Source organism: Paraburkholderia sp. (assembly GCF_050742655.1).
Lineage (GTDB): Bacteria > Pseudomonadota > Gammaproteobacteria > Burkholderiales > Burkholderiaceae > Paraburkholderia.
This window is the reverse complement of record NZ_JBOIGG010000005.1, coordinates 237,456-256,529: the sequence shown is the minus strand read 5'-3', so window position 1 is coordinate 256,529 and position 19,074 is coordinate 237,456. Positions and strand designations below refer to the sequence as shown.

The 19,074-nt window shown below is 64.0% G+C and carries 16 protein-coding genes and 1 pseudogene; 8 read left to right on the top strand and 9 right to left on the bottom strand.

What is annotated here, in order from left to right:
• Entirely contained in the window at positions 1-1,767 is a 1,767-nt protein-coding gene (gene phnN / locus ACREXZ_RS10025) for a phosphonate metabolism protein/1,5-bisphosphokinase (PRPP-forming) PhnN (RefSeq protein ID WP_431763896.1), read from the top strand.
• Between the two features lie 55 nt (positions 1,768-1,822).
• Positions 1,823-2,620 carry an FRG domain-containing protein gene (locus ACREXZ_RS10020; RefSeq protein WP_431763895.1) on the top strand — a complete coding sequence of 266 codons (798 nt, stop codon included), beginning with the start codon at positions 1,823-1,825 and terminating at the stop codon, positions 2,618-2,620.
• A 242-nt stretch (positions 2,621-2,862) separates the two neighbouring features.
• On the opposite strand, the gene ACREXZ_RS10015 is transcribed toward ACREXZ_RS10020, so the two are convergent.
• Positions 2,863-3,273 (bottom strand): hypothetical protein, encoded by a 411-nt coding sequence (locus ACREXZ_RS10015; protein ID WP_431763894.1) that lies wholly within the window; start codon positions 3,271-3,273, stop codon positions 2,863-2,865.
• 123 nt (positions 3,274-3,396) lie between these two features.
• Positions 3,397-4,698, bottom strand: coding sequence for a hypothetical protein (locus ACREXZ_RS10010; protein WP_431763893.1), 1,302 nt, complete (start codon positions 4,696-4,698; stop codon positions 3,397-3,399).
• A 439-nt stretch (positions 4,699-5,137) separates the two neighbouring features.
• On the opposite strand from ACREXZ_RS10010, the gene ACREXZ_RS10005 reads away from it, so the two are divergent.
• Positions 5,138-5,941, top strand: coding sequence for a lytic transglycosylase domain-containing protein (locus tag ACREXZ_RS10005; protein ID WP_431763892.1), 804 nt, complete (start codon positions 5,138-5,140; stop codon positions 5,939-5,941).
• A 36-nt stretch (positions 5,942-5,977) separates the two neighbouring features.
• Here ACREXZ_RS10005 and ACREXZ_RS10000 read toward each other — a convergent pair whose 3' ends face one another.
• From ACREXZ_RS10000 to ACREXZ_RS09975, 6 genes are all read right to left on the bottom strand, one after another.
• On the bottom strand, positions 5,978-6,805 hold the full coding sequence (locus ACREXZ_RS10000) for an ABC transporter permease (protein WP_431763891.1): 828 nt from the start codon (positions 6,803-6,805) through the stop codon (positions 5,978-5,980).
• Positions 6,806-6,829: 24 nt separating this feature from the next.
• Positions 6,830-8,083 (bottom strand): ABC transporter permease, encoded by a 1,254-nt coding sequence (locus ACREXZ_RS09995; protein WP_431763970.1) that lies wholly within the window; start codon positions 8,081-8,083, stop codon positions 6,830-6,832.
• 37 nt (positions 8,084-8,120) lie between these two features.
• Positions 8,121-9,167 (bottom strand): ABC transporter substrate-binding protein, encoded by a 1,047-nt coding sequence (locus ACREXZ_RS09990; RefSeq protein WP_431763890.1) that lies wholly within the window; start codon positions 9,165-9,167, stop codon positions 8,121-8,123.
• Position 9,168: 1 nt separating this feature from the next.
• Positions 9,169-10,350: an ABC transporter ATP-binding protein gene (locus ACREXZ_RS09985; protein WP_431763889.1), complete on the bottom strand. Its 1,182-nt coding sequence runs from the start codon at positions 10,348-10,350 to the stop codon at positions 9,169-9,171.
• A gap of 42 nt (positions 10,351-10,392) precedes the next feature.
• Positions 10,393-11,541: an SRPBCC family protein gene (locus ACREXZ_RS09980; RefSeq protein WP_431763888.1), complete on the bottom strand. Its 1,149-nt coding sequence runs from the start codon at positions 11,539-11,541 to the stop codon at positions 10,393-10,395.
• A 164-nt stretch (positions 11,542-11,705) separates the two neighbouring features.
• Entirely contained in the window at positions 11,706-12,635 is a 930-nt protein-coding gene (locus tag ACREXZ_RS09975) for a LysR family transcriptional regulator (RefSeq protein WP_431763887.1), read from the bottom strand.
• Between the two features lie 199 nt (positions 12,636-12,834).
• Here ACREXZ_RS09975 and ACREXZ_RS09970 point away from each other — a divergent pair, with 199 nt between their 5' ends.
• From ACREXZ_RS09970 to ACREXZ_RS09950, 5 genes and pseudogenes are all read left to right on the top strand, one after another.
• Positions 12,835-14,193, top strand: a complete 1,359-nt coding sequence (locus ACREXZ_RS09970) for a flavin-containing monooxygenase (protein ID WP_431763886.1) — start codon at positions 12,835-12,837, stop codon at positions 14,191-14,193.
• Between the two features lie 55 nt (positions 14,194-14,248).
• Positions 14,249-14,686 (top strand): RidA family protein, encoded by a 438-nt coding sequence (locus tag ACREXZ_RS09965; RefSeq protein WP_431763885.1) that lies wholly within the window; start codon positions 14,249-14,251, stop codon positions 14,684-14,686.
• A gap of 9 nt (positions 14,687-14,695) precedes the next feature.
• A complete protein-coding gene (locus ACREXZ_RS09960) occupies positions 14,696-15,373 on the top strand; it encodes a DUF1028 domain-containing protein (RefSeq protein WP_431763884.1) in 678 nt (225 codons plus the stop codon).
• A complete protein-coding gene (gene argE, locus ACREXZ_RS09955; RefSeq protein WP_431763883.1) occupies positions 15,366-16,535 on the top strand; it encodes an acetylornithine deacetylase in 1,170 nt (389 codons plus the stop codon). The genes ACREXZ_RS09960 and argE overlap by 8 nt, the downstream gene beginning before the upstream one ends.
• Before the next feature lie 24 nt (positions 16,536-16,559).
• Positions 16,560-17,979 (top strand): annotated as a pseudogene (locus tag ACREXZ_RS09950) (purine-cytosine permease family protein).
• 73 nt (positions 17,980-18,052) lie between these two features.
• Here ACREXZ_RS09950 and ACREXZ_RS09945 read toward each other — a convergent pair.
• A complete protein-coding gene (locus ACREXZ_RS09945) occupies positions 18,053-19,015 on the bottom strand; it encodes a GlxA family transcriptional regulator (protein ID WP_431763882.1) in 963 nt (320 codons plus the stop codon).
• Positions 19,016-19,074: the final 59 nt, after the last annotated feature.

The following is a 19,074-nucleotide window of genomic DNA, read 5'->3' as shown; positions in this document are numbered from 1 at the left end:
ATGAGCGCGGGCATCTTCTTCTTCGTGGTCGGCCCGAGCGGGGCCGGCAAGGATTCGCTGATCGAAGGCGCGCGCCGTCTGGAACCTCGCTTCTGCTTCGCGCGGCGCGCGATCACGCGGCCGGCCGGCTCGCCCGGCGAAGATCACGACGCGCTCGATGAAACCACCTTCGACGCGCTCGAAGCGCGCGGCGAATTTCTCGTCACGTGGGCTGCGCATGGGCTGCGCTACGGTCTGCGGCGCGATCTGCTCGATGCGGTCGCAGAGGGCCGTCACGTGATCGCGAACGGCTCGCGCCGGATGATCGGCGATCTTGCCGGGCGTGTGCCGCGGCTCGTCGTGATCGAAGTCAGCGCGCCGGCCGAAGTGCTCGAAGCACGGCTGCTCGGGCGCGGCCGCGAAACGCCCGAGCAGGTGCGTGCGCGGGTCGCGCGCGAAGTCGAGCCGTGCAGCGCCGACGTCGAGATTCGCCGCATCGTGAACGACGGCTCGCTCGAGGAAGGTGTCGGGCGCTTCATGAATGCGTTGCGGCACGCGATCGAGCCGCCGCCCAGCACGCCGCTGCTGTACGCGAAGCTCGCGGGCGCGGCGCTCGATGAAGCGCAATACGAAGCGCTGTCTGACGACATCCTCGCGCAGCGTTACGCCGAACGCGACGTCGACCGCTTTCTGCTGCATGCGTGCCAGCACGTGAGCGACGCCGAAGTGCTCGCGCTCGCCCGGGTGCGCACAAAACGGATGCCGCGGATCGAATGGAACGAACCGATCGTCGTCGACAAGCATTCGATGGGCGGCATCCCCGGCAGCCGCATCACACTGATCGTCGTGCCGATCGTCGCGGCTTACGGGCTCGCGATGCCGAAGACGTCGTCGCGTGCGATCACGTCGGCGGCCGGCACCGCCGACGCGATGGAAACCGTCGCGCGCGTCGACCTGACTCCGCAGGAAATGCGTCGCTGCGTCGAAACGGCACGCGCGTGCATCGCGTGGAACGGCCGCCTCAATCATTCGCTGATCGACGAGCGGATCAATGCGTTCACGCGGCCGCTCGGGCTCGACACGAACCGCTGGTCGGTCGCGTCGATCCTATCGAAGAAAGTGTCGGCGGGTTCGACCCACGTGATCGTCGATCTGCCATGCGGTCCTCACGCGAAGCTGAAGCACGCCGACGACGCGCACGCGCTCGCCGCGCTGTTCGAATATGTGGGCGCAGGCGTAGGCTTGCAGGTGAAGGCGCTGGTGACGGACGGCAGCGGTCCGGTCGGCCGAGGCATCGGCCCGGCGCTGGAGGTGCGCGATGTTGGTCTCGTGCTCGACGACGCACCCGATGCGCCACCCGATCTGCGTGACAAGGCACTGACATTTGCGGCGCATATCCTTGCATGGGCGCCGGGCGTTCGCGACGTCGAAGAAGGGCGGCGCATCGCGCAGACGCTGCTCGCGAGCGGTGCGGCGCGCGCGGCGTTCGAGCAGATCGTCGATGTGCAGGGACGGCACGCGCAACCGGTGCGGCCGGCCGCGCGCGTGCATGACGTGACGGCGGCGCATGGCGGCACGATTACGTCGATCGACGGCTGGCAGGTGGCGGGCATCGCACGGCAGGCAGGCGCGCCGGCCGACGCGGGCGCGGGCGTCGACCTGCTGTGCCGCGTGGGACAGACGGTCGCGTCGGGCGACGTGCTGTACCGCGTGCACGCGGAGCACGCGGTGGCACTCGACCGCGCAGCGACGCTGGCCTCGCTCGACACGGGGTACCTTATCGTATAAATACGCGTAGACAGGGGATGATACGAAGCGTGAATGACCGGACGAGGTGGACGACGTGAAAACGACGGTGGTTTCGAGCTGGCAGCAATTCATGGGCTTGACGTCCGAGCTCGACGGCTGGGCGTTTCGCGGTCAGCAGGACGCCAACTGGCCGCTGCAGAGCTCGCTGTCGCGCTATCTGTCCGCGTTCGTTGCCGACCGCTCCACGTGGCGCATTCAGGAGCAGCGCGCGATCCGCATCTTCCGGCGCAAGGCGCACAACTATCTGTCCGACGTGCGCGCGCTGTCCGACGACCTGCGCTGCCTCGGGCTGATGCAGCATCATGGCGCACCGACCCGGCTGCTCGACTTCACGAAATCGCCGTACGTCGCCGCGTTTTTCGCGCTCGAACGGGCCGTCTCCGATGCGGCGATCTACGCGGTCAACACGCCGGCGCTGTGGACCAACCGCGCATACCCGACGACCACGCCGCATCTCACGCGCGACATGATCGACCCGCGCCGCAAAGGCAACTTCGAGAAGTTTTTCCTGACCGACAAGAACCCGGTGATCTGGTTCGGCGAGCCGTCGGAGATGGACCAGCGGCTGATCGCGCAGGCCGGCACGTTCGTGTTGCCGGGACTGCTGCAGAAAACGCTCGACGAGATCCTGAACAACTATTCGAGCGACGACGAACTGCTGCGCAAGATCGTGCTGCCGCCGTCGGTTCGCGAGGACGCGATGCGCTCGCTGTACCGGATGAACATCACCAACGCTTCGCTGTTCCCCGACATGGAAGGGCTCGCGCGTTCGATCGCGCTGGAACTGGAGATCGTCTGGCCGGGCGTCGCGGTGAACGATGGACCGGGCTGAGGGCTGACGACGGTGGCGCGCCGCGACCGGTGTTGCGGTCCGGTCCGGTGTCCATCAGGGAAACCCCGTCTGCGCGGCAACCCCGCCGATGTCGTTAAATGCGACGAAAGCGATCCGGTATGCCGGGCGCCCGGGGAACTGGCACCGTCACGCGGCGGTCGGCGCCGCAATGCACATCCGGGCAGCGCCAGTCCGACGGCGCCCGGCGGTACGGGATGCTTTTCCTTCCGCGTTTCTCCGCCTCACTCTCCTGACTCCTCGCAGCGCACATCCTTCTTCTGCACGACGATGATTACCGGATAGGTTTGCCCGTGATCGAGTTCGATGCGTGCGACCACGGACATCGTCGTGGCGTCGATATCGTCGTACACGCTGACCCGTTCGTTCCGCAGATTCTCGAGGCCGGTGCAGGCGGACGCGTGACCGTCGTCGGAGACCTGGCACTGGATCGGGTTCTCGTTGACGAGGCGATACCGGTCCCGGCTGGGCGCGGCCAGGTAGTCGCGCATGCTCTGCGCCGCCCCGCCGACGCCCGTGACGGTGCCGATGGCGCACTGCCGTGTGGGGGCATCCTGGGCTAGGGCGGCCACGCTTGTGGCCAGGCATGTGGCCGCGATGACGACGGCTAGTGCCGATGCGAGGAAGGTTTTCATGGCGCTCGTCACGATTCCGGATCGAAGTGCTGGATTGTAAAGGGATCCTCGGGGTGGCGTTGTTTCGGGCGGGCAATCGAGAAAATCGGGAGTGACGACGTTGGTCGACAGGCGCCTTCCTTTTTAACCTGTCCGCGTAGCGTCATTGCCAGCGGTTCCGCTATCGCTTACATGCTCGTCATCGACGGTGGACGCGACCTGACTCAAGGAGCTTGGCGTAAAGCTGGAAGCGAAGGGATTCGTGAACGACGGAAAACTGGTTTGCGCCGTGGGCGCAGACAGATTGCTCTGGGTCGAACCACGTCGTAACGGAAGGGGACGGGGTGCCCCCGCGAATGGATCGGAAAACTGGACCGCAGGATCCAGCGGTTGAACCGAGTTGCGGCGCGCAAAAATGAGGGGAAGCGACGGACGACGACCGTCGGCCTGCGCCCGCGCCTGCGTTTGCATCGAACCACGTCGTGAAGGGGCGGGCGAAGATTCATTGCTATGGGGCCCAGCGAGCGACGATCGACGCGACCCGGTATCGCCGGCATTCCAGCCGTCCTTGATTTCCACGCCCAGGCTTTTATAGAATTTCCCGAGTTCCTTTTCCGTCGAGATGATGCTCCATGTTCCGCGGACGCACATGGCGACCGGGAGCGAAGGCCTGGCGACGTTGTCGTCGATCGGCTTGCCGCTTTCAATCGACTTCATGTAGGCCACATAGTTGTATTGCGGCCCGTGCTGAACGATTGCCATGGCGGGTGCATCGAGCGGGCGGTTGGGATCCGTTGCGGCGACTGCCGTATTGATTGCCTGTCGTACACGCTGTTCGTCGGCGCTGCCCGCGGTGATCGGACTCCGGTTACCCTGGAGATTGATCATGTCGTGTATGTCGCAGTCTCCGGTGAGTACCTTTTTCTTCCAGTCCGGTTCGTGCGCTCGCAGCGGCGCCAGGCTTTCCTCGAGCTTGTCGTGATCGATGGGATAGTAGAGTTTTCCGTCCGGAAGCTTCTCGAGGAACGGCGCGAGATTTTCGTTTTTCTCGGCGTCAGGGTCGACGTACAGCCCGAGCAAACCATGCTCGCCCCAATGGCCGACGAATCCGTCGATATCGTTTTTCTCCATCTGCTCCAGGCGGGTCTGCGCCGCAGCCTTGCCGTAAACCTCTTCCAGCTTGCTGAGCTTGACCGTCTTTTCGAGAATGTCGTGTCCCTTGGTGGGCGCGCCCTCGGCTTGACGCTTAAGCGACGCCTCGCCGGCAGGCCGGAAGCTTATCGCTACCCCCATCATCTTCGAGGCAACAGTGATCGACCTGAGGTGATCTTCGCTCATGTATTGCTTGCAGATGATCTTTTCGACGTCGGTCAATTCCCGCTGCGCTTCGCTAATAGCTCTCGCCGTGATGTTGGCTACCTTGTTTTCGCTTAGCGTGGCGGACACGGACGAAACGGAGATCGTCGATGCGACCGACGATCGCCGCCGTTCGGCGATGGGTCCGAGCGGTCCTTCGCTGATCGAGGGACGGGAACGTTCAGGCGCAGTCGGTCCTGAGACCGACGTTCGAGGCGCGGGTGTATGGGATGACGGCGGAAGCGACGAGACCGGAAGCGCTGCGGGGGACTGGATCGGCATACTGGAATTTCTCGATACGGGCATATTGCGTGTCCCGACGGTATCGCGGCCCGGCTTGCTGCGATCGACGCGTTGCGAATGATGCGCGCGGGGTGCGAAGCGCGGACGGTCGAAAGTCGTGACGCAGTCGACCCCGCACTTCGACCTCCCGCTTCGCATCCCCATCCGTCACTTCGCATCGCCTCTTCGTGCCCAGCAAACTACCGCCCGATAATCATCGCAAGTCAACCGTGCGCGGGAGTGGAGCATGATCAACATCAATGGGAATCAATCTCTGTCTCTGGACACCAGCCTGGGTGATCCGTCGCAGAGCTCGTCGACGCAGAGCATGCAGTTTCTCGAGCAGTTGCTGCAGATGATCCAGTTCCTGCTGCAGCAGATGCAGGGTGGCTCGAACGACAGCGGCGGTACGCCGTCGGTCGGCGGGGCCTCGCCGGGATCGTCACCGGGTTCGTCGATGCCGCAACTGGCCGCATCGAGCGGGTCGGTGCCGCCGTCCACGGGAGGCGCGGGAGGAGCAGGAGGAGCGACGCCTCCACAGACGCTGGCAGCGACGCCGCCAGCCACGCAGCCGCCGGCAGGGTCAGCGCCGTCTTCGGGGACATCGTCGGTGGGAGACGTGACTGCGGCCCCTGGCACCGACCTGACGCCGGCCCAGGTCGCGAGCAAGTACAGCACTCAGATCGCGGCAGCCTCGGACGCCACCGGCGTCCCGCCCGGTATTCTCGCGGGACAGATCTGGCAGGAGTCGAAGGGGATCGCGAACACGCCCGGCGGCGGCCTGATGCAACTCGGAGACAACGAGTTCCAGCAGTACGGCGGCGGCAACATCTCGGACCCGGGCAACAACATCATGGCGGGCGCGAAATACATGCAGGCGCTGTCGACGCAATTCGGCGACAACACGCAGGCTGCGCTGCGCGCGTACAACTCCGGCCCGAACGGCGTCGACGTCAACAATCTGAACTCGACACCCGCCGGCACCGGGGACCCGACCTACGTGACGAAGGTCATGCAGGCGGCACAGCAATCGGGTCTCGCGACGACCTGATCCGGGCGCGGCGCGCCTACGTTTCGACGTGCGGCTTCAGACGAGCGCCTGGCTCGCCGCAGCCGTACGGCCGCGCAGCCACGTAATGCTCGCGAAGAGCAGCACCGCGAACACGATCAGCATCGTCGCGACCGCGAGGATCGATGGATCGATCGAGTCGCGGATGCCGCTCCACATCTGCCGCGGCACGGTCTTTTGCTCCGGCCCGCCGATAAACAGAATCACGATCACTTCGTCGAACGACGTCGCGAACGCGAACACGCTGCCGGTCGCGACCGCCGGCGTGATGAGCGGCAGCGTCACGCGCCTGAACGTCACCCACGGTGTCGCACCGAGGCCCGACGACGCGCGCAGCAGACTCTGATCGAACGAAAGCAGCGACGCGGTGACGGTGATCACGACGAACGGCGTGCCGAGTGCCGCATGCGCGAGCACGACACCGGGATAAGAATTCACGAGCCCGAGCGGCGCGAAGATCAGATAGAAGCCCGCCGCAACGACGACGATCGGCACGATCATCGGCGAGATGATGATAGGCATGATCAGCGAGCGCAGTGGAAACTGCGTGCGGCTCAGGCCCAGCGCAGCGAGCGTGCCGAGGCAGGTGGCGATCAGCGTCGACGCGGCGCCAATGCCGATGCTGTTCAGCAGCGAACGCTGCCAGTCCGGGCTCGTGAGCGCCTGTTCGTACCAGCGCAGCGAAAAACCCTGCATCGGGTACGAAAAGTACGCCCCCGAATTGAACGACAGCGGAATGATCGCGAGAATCGGCGCGATCAGAAAGAACAGCACGACCGCGGTATGCAGGCGCACCCAGCGCGAAGCGATGCGTTCCGTCAGCACCTTGTTGCGTTGATCCTGCATGTCGTCGGGTCCTGTACGGGGCACTCAACCGAACCGCAGCCGGTCGATGCCGACCAGCCGGTTGAACACGAAATAGAAAATCGCCGTGAAGATCACGAGGTACGCCGACAGCGCGCCGGCGAGCCCCCAGTTGAGCTGTGTGTTCGTCTGCAGCGCGATGAGCTGGCTGATCATCTCGTCGCCTGCGCCGCCGAGCAAGGCAGGCGTGATGTAGTAGCCGAGCGCGAGCACGAAGACGAGGAAGCAGCCCGCGCCGACACCCGGCAGCGTCTGCGGGATGTACACGCGGACCAGCGCGGTAAACGGATGCGCGCCGAGCGATTGCGCCGCGCGCACGTACACGGGCGACACACCCTTCATCACCGAATAGATCGCGAGGATCATATAAGGCAGCAGGATGTGCGTCATGCCGATCAGCACGCCCACGCGATTGAATACGAGCGGCACGGGATGCGTCGTGAGATGAAGTCCCATCAGCAGGCTGTTGATGACGCCGCCTGGCTGCAGCAGCACATACCATGCAGTTGTTCGCACGAGCAGCGACGTCCAGAACGGTACGATCACGAAGAGCATCAGCCGGTTGCTGCTTTTTGCGGGGAGATTCGCGAGCAGCCACGCGACCGGGTAACCGAGCAGCAGGCACAGCAGCGTGACGGATCCGCTGATCGAGATCGTTCGCAAAAAGGCCTGCCGATAGACCGACGCGTTGTCCGGCAAGGAGGCGACTGAACCCTGCGGCGTCACCTGCGCATCGACGGCGGCGAGCAGATAGTCCGGCGTCGGCGACGCGGCCGCGCGTTTGAGCAGGCGCCAGGTTTCCGGTGCCCCCCAGCGTTCGTCGAGTTCGATCAGCGCGGGCTTCCATGCGGGCGGCGCGTCCGTCGGCAACTGACGCGCGGTGCGCAGGAACAGGCTGCGAAACCCGGCCTGCGCGAAGTTCAGACGCCGCGCGACGTTGCCGAGCTGTTCGTTTTGCTGCGCGTCCCTGAGTCCCGTGGCGAGCAGCGCGAACGTATGCTCGTCGGGCACACCGTGGCCGTCCCATGCATTGAGCGCGCGTGTCAGCGCGGGCATGCTGTCGGGCACTTCGCGGTTCTGCACGCTGCGCGCGAGCAGCAGCGCGATCGGTGCGATGAACGTCGACAGTAGAAACACGATCAGCGGTAACGCGAGCAACAGCGCCTGCAGCGATGCGCGGCGCCGCGCCTTTCGATACGACGCGCGGCCGTCGGCTCCCGTTGGAGAGCCTTGGGCCGCGGTCTGAGCCGACACGGGCATGCTAGTAGTCAAGTTGAGCCTTCGTTCGACGTTGACGTTACTGCGTCAGCCACACCTGGAAGCGCTTGTTGATCTGGTCCGCGTTGTCGGCCCAGAAGCCTGCGTTGATTTGCAGCGCACGCTTGAAGTTCGCGGGCGAGGTCGGCAGATCGGCGAGGCGCTGCTTGTCGATGAGCGCGACCGCATCCTTGCGCGGCGGCGCATACGCGATGTACTTGGTGAGGTCCGCATACTGCTTCGGCTGCGACGCGAAGACGATGAACTTCGCAGCAGTGTCGGCGTGCTTCGAGCCTGCCGGAACGCCCCACCAGTCGTAGTCGTAGACCTGCGCGTCCCAGACCGACTTGAACGGCTTGTTGTCCTTCTGCGCGGCATCGCTGATGCGGCCGTTGTACGCCTGGGTCATCACGACCGCGCCGTCCGCGAGCAGCTGCGGTGCCTGCGCGCCTGCCTCCCACCACACGATGCTCTTCTTGATCGTGTCGAGTTTCTTGAACGCGCGATCGACGCCAGCCGGCGTGCCGAGCACCTTGTAGACGTCCTTCGGATCGACGCCATCGGCGATCAAAGCCCATTCCATCGTGACCTTCGGCGACTTGCGCAGGCCGCGCTTGCCGGGGAATTTCTGCAGATCGAAGAAGTCGTTCACGGTTGTCGGCGCGGTCTTGAGCTTGCTCGCGTCGTACGCGTAGACCGTGGACCACACCATGCTCGCTACCGCGCAATCGCTGATCGAGCCGGGAATGAAATCGCTCGTCTTGCCGATCGTCTTCCGGTCGAACTTCTTGAGCAGACCTTCGTCGCACGCGGTGATCGCATCGTTCGTTTCGAGGTCGATCAGGTCCCACGTGGTGTTCTTCGCCTGTTCCATCGCGGAGAGTTTGGCGAGACCGCCGTCATACGATTCGGTCGAGAAGTCCACGCCGGTCGCCTGCGTGAACGGCTCGAAGTACGCTTTCTTGGCAGCCGCCTCGTAGGCGCCGCCGAACGTCACGACGGAAAGCGTCTCCGCGGCGTGAACGGCAACGGTGGTAAAAGCGAGTGCTGCAAATACGGCGCATTGTGATTGGATGAAGGTGCGCATGTCAGTTGGCTCCTGCTGTAGCGGTCGTGATGATGGAAGAGGACGGCGGTAGGGTGGGGCGGGTTGTGGATGTGCTGCGCGGTGCGTCCATTGCGAGGATCTTGCAGTCGTCGTGGCGCCAGGCGATGTCGATCGTGCTGCCCGGTGACGGCAGTGCGTGACGCTGCGTATTGGGCACCTTGACGACGAGGCCGTCGCGCGAGCCGAGCGTCAGGTGCACGCGATGGTGATCGCCGCAATACACCAGCTCGTCGACATGCGCGCGCACCACGTTGTTCTGGTCGTCGACGTGCGTGCCTTCCGGGCCCGCGATATGCGCGCGCTCGGGGCGCAGCGCGAGCATCGCCTCGTCGCCGGATTGCAGGCCGTGTTCGCAACGGCCGCGAATCGCGTTGCCGTCCGCGAGCACGAGCGTCGCGAGGTCGTCGGTTACGTCGGCGACGCGTCCCGTCAACCCGTTGTTCTCGCCGACGAAGTTCGCGACGAATGCGTTCTGCGCGTTCTCGTAAAGCTCGCTGGGCGTGGCGGCCTGCTGGATGCGTCCGTCGGAAAACACGGCGACGCGGTCCGACATCGTCAGCGCTTCGGCTTGATCGTGCGTCACGTAGACGATCGTCAGCGACAGCTCGCGATGCAGCCGCATGATTTCGTATTGCATCGTTTCGCGCAGGCGCTTGTCGAGTGCGCCGAGCGGTTCGTCCATCAGTACGACGCTCGGTTCGAACACGAGCGCGCGCGCAAGTGCCACGCGCTGCTGCTGGCCGCCGGAGAGTTGCACGGGACGGCGGTTCGCCAGATGCGGCAACTCGATCATCTCGAGTGCGCGCTTCACGCGCGTTTTTTGCTCGGCGCGGCTCACGTGCCGGACGGAAAGCGGAAACGCGACGTTCTCCGCGACCGTCAGATGCGGGAACAGCGCGTAGTTCTGGAACACCATGCCGATGTCACGCTGATGCGGCGGCTTGTCGTCGAGCCGTCGTCCGTCGAGGCGGATCTCGCCGTGCGTCGGCGATTCGAAGCCCGCGAGCATCATCAGCGTGGTCGTCTTGCCCGAGCCTGACGGTCCGAGCAGCGACAGGAATTCACCCTTGTGCACGTCGAGGTTCAGATCGTCGACGACGTAATGCGCGCCGTCATACGATTTGCTCACGCCCGAGAACGAGATGTAGGAAAGATTTGACATCGTGATCGCGTCCTGTCCAGGTGCCGGTGTGCTCAATGTGCTTTAGTCCGTGTCGACTTTGCCCGCGAGGTAGCGCGCGAAGTCATAGTTGGGGCGTTCGAGATGGCTGAGATGACCGGGCTTCGCGAGCGGTGCATGCACGCCGCGAAACACCGCCTCTACGCCGCGCCGGTCTTCTGCGTTCACTTCGTCGAGCAGTTTTTTCAGCGTCGCCATGTGTGTGACCGCTTCGGGATCGGCGATGAACTCCGGCGCGAGCCCTCCGCCGAAACGGATATGCACGCGGTCGACGCCTCGCGGCTGCAGCACGAGGTACCAGAAGTAGCCGGGCGTCAGCGTGACCAGATGCGTCGGGTAGATCGCGAGCAATGCGGTGGTCTTGCGCCAGTGTCCCGTGAGACGCGTGTTGTCCGGATGCGCATTGCCGATCGGCAGCGACGCTTCCTTCGTAATCCAATGGTAGTTGAACGCGGCGTGACCTGGCGGACATTCCATTTCTTCGAGCCGCGAATGCGGGCCCACCGTCGCGCGATGCAGCATCGGCAGGTGGTAACTCTCCATGAAGTTTTCCGCGAGGATCTTCCAGTTGGTGTCCCACACGTGCTCTTCATGGAAGGTCTCGACGTAGTCGGACATGCCGTAAGCGCCGATCAGTTCGCTCAGTTCGGCGAGCTGCGTACGAACGGGCGGCGCGTTTTCGTCGAGCGTTACATACACCCAGCCCTGCCATTCCTCGCAGCGCACGGCGGGCAGCCGGTAGTTTTCCTTGCAGAAGCTCGCCTGCCGGTCCATCAGCGGCGCACCGGTGAGCGCGCCATCGAGCGAGTAATTCCATGCGTGATACGGGCACACGATCCGGCGCACGTTGCCGCGTCCTTCGAGCAGCACCGACATCCGGTGCAGGCAGACGTTCGACATGGCCCGCAGCTGCATCCGCTCGTTGCGCATCACGACGACCGGCTGGTTGACGATGTGCGCCGTCAGATAGTCGCCGGGTTCTTTCAGCGCGCTCGCGCGGCCCACGCATTGCCAGTCGCGCGCAAAGATGTTGCGTTCTTCGAGCGACAGGAATTCGGGCGATGTATAGACACACGGCGGCATCGCATGCGCGTCACCGAATGGCCGCTCGCAACCCGTCCGCAACGCGTCGACGAGCGCCTGCACCGTGATCGTCCTTGCCGGGTTAGCCATGGGCCCTCCGCGTTTCTTCCCCGTGAAAGCGGCAACGCGGGGCTCTTTGCCGGTGCGCCGCCGCATCGCTTCAACATGGACTCAATCTATCAAGCCAAATTGCCAGCCAAAATATTGTTTTCGGATACAAAGCAGAGCTTTTACCTATACAGAGCCAGTGCTGCTCACGTATTGATATGAAGCCGCCGGATGTAGGTCTCGCAGAACGACGCGAAGCGTTGCACCACCTGACGCGGCTTCATCGTGCGCGACTGCGCGATGCCGAGCGTCGTCGCGTTGACCTTCTCCTTGAAACGTTTAATGACGAAGTCCTCGCCATCGACAGTGCGGGTCGATTTGAGCGGAAAGTTGAGGATGCTGTAGCCGAGACCGTTCGCGACCATTCCTCGTACGACTTCCGGCTGCGACGAACGGAACGCGGGCACCGGCCGGCTGCCGGCCGCATCGAACAGCGCGGCGAAATACTCGCGGCTGTGCGGCAGATCGAGCATCACGTAGGGCTCGGGCAGCAGGTCGGCCAGCGAGACCTTGCCGCGCGCACGGGCCAGCCGATGCGTGGCCGGCAGGATCGCGTAAGGCGGCAGCGGCAACAGCGGCGTGAACGCGATGTCCTCGGTCAGATCGAGGCTATACGTCAGCACGATATCGAGCGAACCGTCGTGCAGACCCTTGAACAGACCGTCCTGATGCGCTTCGACGGTGCGAAACGAAATGCCCGCGTGTTCTCTCGTGAAGCGGCTGATGAGTCCGGGCAACAACGGCGGTGCCAGCGAGACGAGACAGCCGAGCGCGATCGCGCCCGTCATGCCGCCGTCCATTTCCTTCGCGGTGGTCTGCAGTTCCTCGGCGATCTTCAGCAGATTGCGCGCTTGCCCGAGCAGATCGCGTCCCGCCTGCGTAAGCGACAGACCGCTCGCGTGATGCCGTATGAAGAGCTGTACGCCGAACGACACTTCGAGGTCCGCGAGCGCGGTCGAGATCGACGGCTGCGAGATGTGCAGCCGTTTTGCCGCGGCGGTAAACGACAGCGCTTCCGCCGTGACCACGAAATAGCGCAACTGGCGCAGCGAGTAGCGCAGCGGGTGGTTTTCCATCGAGGGTGCTTCCTGTGCGGACTTTCGGTGCACGACATTGTGAGGCGGTCAAAAAAATCTTGCATAGCCAAACCTGATGCTATGCATTTTTTAAATATATTTTTCAGATTCTGCAGACACGCGTAGATTTTGACGGAGACAAGCGACCCCTGGGTTGGTGGTCGCACCGAATCAATCCGTCTTTCAGAAGGACACAGCCATGACAGTCGAAGCAACGTCAATCGACACGCTCGTAGTCGGCGCCGGTCAGGCCGGCGTCGCGATGAGCGAACATCTGAGCCGGCTTGGCGTACCGCATCTCGTGCTGGAGCGCGATCGCATCGCCGAGCGCTGGCGCACGGGGCGCTGGGATTCGCTCGTCGCGAACGGTCCCGCCTGGCACGACCGCTTTCCCAATCTCGAGTTCGCCGACGTCGATCAGGACGCGTTCGCATCGAAGGATCAGGTCGCTGATTACTTCGCCGCCTACGCAGGGAAGTTCGACGCGCCGATCCGCACCGGTGTGGAAGTGACGAAGGTCGTGCGCAATGTGGGCCGGCCAGGTTTCACCGTCGATACGTCGGACGGCACGATCGAGGCCAATCGCGTGGTCGTCGCGACCGGGCCGTTCCAGCGTCCCTTGATTCCCTCTGTTGCGCCGAAAACCGGGCACCTCACGCAGATTCATTCCGCCGACTATCGCAACCCGGCGCAATTGCCCGCCGGCGCTGTGCTGGTGGTGGGCGCGGGTTCATCGGGCGTGCAGATCGCCGACGAACTGCAGCGTTCAGGCAGGCCGGTCTATCTGTCGGTCGGGCCGCACGAACGTCCGCCACGCGCGTATCGCGGACGCGATTTCTGCTGGTGGCTGGGCGTGCTCGGCGAGTGGGATGCCGAGGTCATGCGGGCGGGCCGCGAACACGTGACGATCGCGGTGAGCGGTGCGCGCGGCGGCCACACGGTCGACTTCCGGCGGCTCGCGCATCAGGGGATCACGCTCGTCGGGCTGACCCGTTCGTTCGACGATGGCATCGCGACGTTCGAAGCGGATCTCGCGGAGAACATCGCGCGCGGCGACGAGAACTATCTGTCGCTGCTGGATGCCGCGGACGCGTACGCGGTGCGCAACGGCCTCGATCTTCCCGACGATCCCGACGTGCGCATCATCCCCGCGGATCCGGAGTGCGTGACGCATCCGATTCTCGAACTCGATCTCGCCGGGGCGGGCGTGACGTCGATCGTCTGGGCCACCGGCTATGCGGTCGATTTCAGCTGGCTGCAGGTCGATGCATTCGACGACAAGGGCAAGCCGAAACATCAGCGCGGCGTGTCGAAAGAGCCAGGCGTTTATTTTCTTGGCCTGCCGTGGCTGTCGCGTCGCGGCTCCGCTTTTATCTGGGGCGTCTGGCACGACGCGAAGCATATCGCCGACCACATCGGCACGCAGCGCAAATATCTCGCTCAATACGACGGGTCGCAACCTCGTGCGGAACAGTCACATGATGAAAATGCCGCGGATGCATCGACCGGTTTTCGGGTTCGCCACGTCAGCACGATCGGCGCGCTCGGCGTGCGCTGAAACGTGTACACGTCCTACACCACGTTCCTTTTACTTCTGAAATCAAGGTGCATCGATGAGCCAACCTACGCACACCCGTATCCGCATGTTCAACACGAAGGATACGTACCCGAACCAGACGCTCGATAACGATCTTTGCCAGGCCGTGCGCGCGGGCAATACCGTCTACGTGCGCGGTCAGGTCGGGACGGATTTCGACGGCCGTCTGATCGGACTCGGCGATCCGCGCGCCCAGGCCGAGCAGGCGATGAAGAACCTCAAGCAACTGCTGGAAGAGGCGGGCAGCGACCTGTCGCACATCGTCAAGACGACGACGTATCTCACCGACATCCGCTATCGCGAGCCGGTGTATCAGGAAGTGGGCAAGTGGTTGAAGGGCGTGTTCCCGATTTCCACGGGCCTCGTCGTGACTGCTTTGGGTCAGCCGCAATGGTTGATGGAGATCGACGTGATCGCGGTGATTCCCGATGGATGGACACCGCCGCAAGCCTGAGGAGCCAACATGACATTCTCGATCGTCGGACGTTGCGAGGAAACCGGGCAACTGGGCATCGCGATCAGTTCTTCGAGTATCGCGGTGGGCGCGCGCTGTCCATGGGTGCGCGCCGGCGTCGGCGCGGTGGCGACGCAGAACGTCACGCTGCCCGCGCTCGGTCCGCAGATTCTCGATTCGCTCGAACATGCACGACTCGATCCCGCCGCCGCGCTGGAACATGCGCTCGGTTCGAGCGCGTGGAGCGAGTATCGACAGGTGACCGTGATCGATGCACGCGGCCGCACGGCGTTCTTTAGCGGCAAGGAAGCGCTCGGCACGTATCACGCGGTAGCCGGTGCGCAATGCGTGGCAGCGGGGAACATGCTGGCGGGCGTTCACGTGATCGACGCGATGATTCCGGCGTTCGAGAACGCATCCGGCGCGCTCGCCGAGCGTCTGCTCGCCGCGATGCATGCGGCGATGTCGGCCGGTGGCGAAGCGGGCCCCGTGCATTCGGCGGCGCTGAAAATCATGGGTGACCAGAGCTGGCCGCTCGTCGATCTGCGCATCGATTGGGCCGATGACGATCCGCTCGGCAAGCTCCACGATCTGTGGACCGCGTACCAGCCGCAGATGCAGGACTACGTGACGCGCGCGTTGAATCCGACCGCTGCGCCAAGCTACGGAGTGCCGGGCGATGAATGACCGCTCCAGCCGCGCGCTGCTCGAACGGCTGATCGGCTTTGCGACCGTCAGCCGCGATTCGAATCTGGAGATGATCGATTTCATCCGGCAATACCTCGCCGATCTTGGCGTCGAAAGCGAACTGTTCTACAACGCCGAGCGGACCAAGGCCAATCTGTTCGCGACGATCGGCCCGCGCGATCGCGGCGGCATCGTGCTGTCGGGGCATACCGACGTGGTGCCGGTCGATGGCCAGGCGTGGACCGTCGAGCCGTTCGCGCTCACCGAACGGGATGGGCGTCTGTACGGTCGCGGTACCGCGGACATGAAGGGCTTCATCGCGTCGGTGCTGGCGGCGGTGCCGCGGTTCGTCGAACGCGAACGTGAGCTGGAGTTACCGGTGCATCTCGCGTTTTCGTACGACGAGGAAGTCGGCTGCCTTGGCGTGCGATCGATGCTGGCGGACCTCGAGAAACGTCCGCACCGGCCGGTTCTGTGTCTGATCGGCGAGCCGACGGAGTTGAAGCCGGTGCTGGGTCACAAGGGCAAGCTGGCGATGCGCTGTAGCGTGAAGGGCGCGCCTTGCCATTCGGCCTACGCGCCGTATGGCGTCAACGCGATTCAATACGCGGCGCGTCTGATCAATCGTCTGGAGCAGATCGGCGAGCAACTGTCGCAGCCCGAACATCACGACGAGCGTTTCGACCCGCCGTATTCGACGGTGCAGACAGGCACGATCAAAGGGGGCCGTGCGCTCAACATCGTGCCGGCGGAATGCGAATTCGATTTCGAAGTGCGTGCGCTGCCGGGCTTCGATGCTCAAGTTGTCGCGGATGAATTGCAGACCTATGCCGACGCCGAGTTGCTGCCGAAGATGCGCGCGGTGAAGTCGGACACGGACATCCGGTTGCAGCCGCTGTCGGCTTACCCGGCGCTCGCGACTTCGCCTGATAGCGAAGCGGCGCGTTTGCTGGCGTTGCTCAGCGGCTCCACGGAATTCGCTACGGTCGCGTTTGGTACTGAAGGCGGGCTCTTCGATCAAGCCGGTATTCCCGCGGTGGTGTGCGGACCGGGGAGTATGGATCAGGGGCATAAGCCGGATGAGTTTGTGAGCGTCGAACAGATGGATGCTTGCGAGGCGATGTTGGAGCGGTTGATGGAGCATCTTGCGACCGCCCGCTGAGAGTGCTGGAATAGGAGACAAACTTTGACCACGACAGAACACACCACCTCACCACTAATCGAAAAACACACCATCGGCTACGTGCCGCCCGAAGATCGTCACGGTAAAGTGCGCGATCTGTTCACGCTCTGGTTCGGCGGCAACATCGCGCCGCTGCCCATTGTCACCGGCGCGCTCGGCGTACAGATCTTTCACCTGAACCTGCTGTGGGGCATCGTCGCGATCGTCGTCGGGCAGGCGGTCGGCGGTGCTGATGGCGCTGCATTCCGCGCAGGGTCCGCAGATGGGCATTCCGCAAATGATCCAGAGCCGCGCACAGTTCGGCTCATGGGGCGCGCTGCTCGTCACGCTGATCGCAGGCGTGATGTACGTCGGCTTCTTCGCATCGAATATCGTGCTCGCCGGGAAGTCGCTGCACGGCATCGAAAACAGCGTGCCGGTTCCAGTCGGCATCGTGATCGGCGCGGTGGGATCGGGGCTGATCGGCATCATCGGGTATCGCTTCATCCACATGCTGAACCGCATCGGGACATGGGTACTCGGCATCGGTATTTTCGTCGGGTTCGGCTATATCCTCACGCATCTGACCACCGGCGATTTTCTGACGCGCGGCGGCTTCAACATCGCCGGCTGGCTCGCGACTGTTTCGTTGTCGGCGCTCTGGCAAATCGCGTTCGCGCCATACGTGTCCGACTATTCACGCTATCTGCCGCAGAACGTGCGCGTCGCGTCGACGTTCTGGGCGACGTATCTCGGCTGCACGATCGGCTCGACGCTCGCGTTTGTCTTCGGTGCGGTGGCGGTGCTCGCGGTGCCGCCCGGCGCCGACACGATGGACGCCGTCAAGCAGGCCACCGGACCGCTCGGGCTACCGATGCTCGTCCTCTTCCTGCTGAGCGTGATCAGCCACAACGCGCTGAATCTGTACGGCGCGGTCCTCGCGAGCATCACGTCGCTGCAGACGTTCGCGTATCGCTGGATTCCGACCGCGAAGTCGCGTGCCGTGCTGTCGATCGTGATTCTTCTCGCGTGCTGCTATGGCGCGATCGGCGCGTCGACGAACTTCGTCGGCAACCTGGTCGATCTCGTGCTCGCGCTGCTGGTCGTGCTGGTGCCGTGGACCGCGATCAACCTGATCGACTTCTACGTGATTCACAAGGGGAAGTACGACATCCAGTCGATCTTCCGGGTGGACGGCGGCATCTACGGCCGCTTTAATCCGCAGGCACTGATCGCTTATGGGATCGGCATCGTCGTGCAGATCCCGTTCATGAACACGCCGATGTATGCGGGCCCGGTGCCGAAGTATCTCGACGGCGCGGATCTGTCGTGGGTGATCGGGCTGCTGCTCACGTCGCCGCTGTATTACTGGCTCGCGTCGCGGGACACGGTTTATCGGCGCAGGCAGGCGAGGGCGGGTGTTGGCGGTCGTGCGGCGGGGTAGTCGTGAGCGGTGAGGTGTCGCCGTGCGGAGGCGGCGATACAGGTGATCACCAGGGGCACAGATTCGGGAGCAGCTAGTAGTTGGCCTTGATCTCACGAATGCCTTTGCCCAGGCGGCGGCGCAGCAGAGTGCGAAGCGTGACCCCGTCGGCATATCCGACCATGCCGGCGATCTGCTCGACACTGGTGTCGCTGGTTTTCAGCAGGTGTACGGCCTGCTCGATCCTGAGATCCTGCACGTAGGCAACCGGCGTCTTGCCCAGTACGTCGCGGATACGTCGGGCAAGCGTTCGCTTGCTCGTGGCGAGTTCGCTAGCCGCCAGATCCAGATTGAATCCCTGGTCAAGGCGTTCGCGTGCCCAGCGGTCGAAGCGGGCGACCAGCGGGTCAGCATGGGCAAGATGGTCAGAAATCGCGTAGGCCGATTGCGACGGTCTGGCGTCGACGATGAGGTAACTCGCGACCAGCGCCGCGAGCTCCGGACTCGCCTGCCGGATCAGCCAGAGCGCGAGATCGATATGGCCGAGCGCCGCTCCGGCGGTCGCAAACCTGCCTGACGGCACCACCATTCGCCGCGCGTCAAGGTGTACGGCCGGGTAGCGCTGACGGAATAGCGGCGCCAGCCACCAGCTCGTCGTAGCCTCATGGTGATCGAGCAGGCCGCTTTCGGCCAGCAGGAACGTGCCGACGCAAGCGGCCGCGATGCACACGCCCCTCGCGTCCCAGGCGCGCAGCGCCGTCGCAGCCTCCGCGACATCCTCGCGCGTCAATGCCTGCTGCAGCGGACCCGGTGTTTTGGTACCGATTGCCGGGACGATGACCCAATCCGGCAGCGGACAGTCGGCAAGCGGAGTCACCGGCACGCGGAGCCCCTGGGCGGTCAAGACGTCTGAACGCACGCCGCCGATCGTGACGGCGAATTTCTGGCCGGGGTTGGGCGTCAGGACGCTGAGTTCGTTCGCCGTGGTGAACGCGTCGAGGATCGTAGCGAGTCCGGTGTCGAACACCCCCTCCAGCGCCAGGACAACGATCTTCATGGCAAGATTCCTATCAAAGATGTCAATCGAGCCAATATGGCGGCCAGATATCTTCCCAT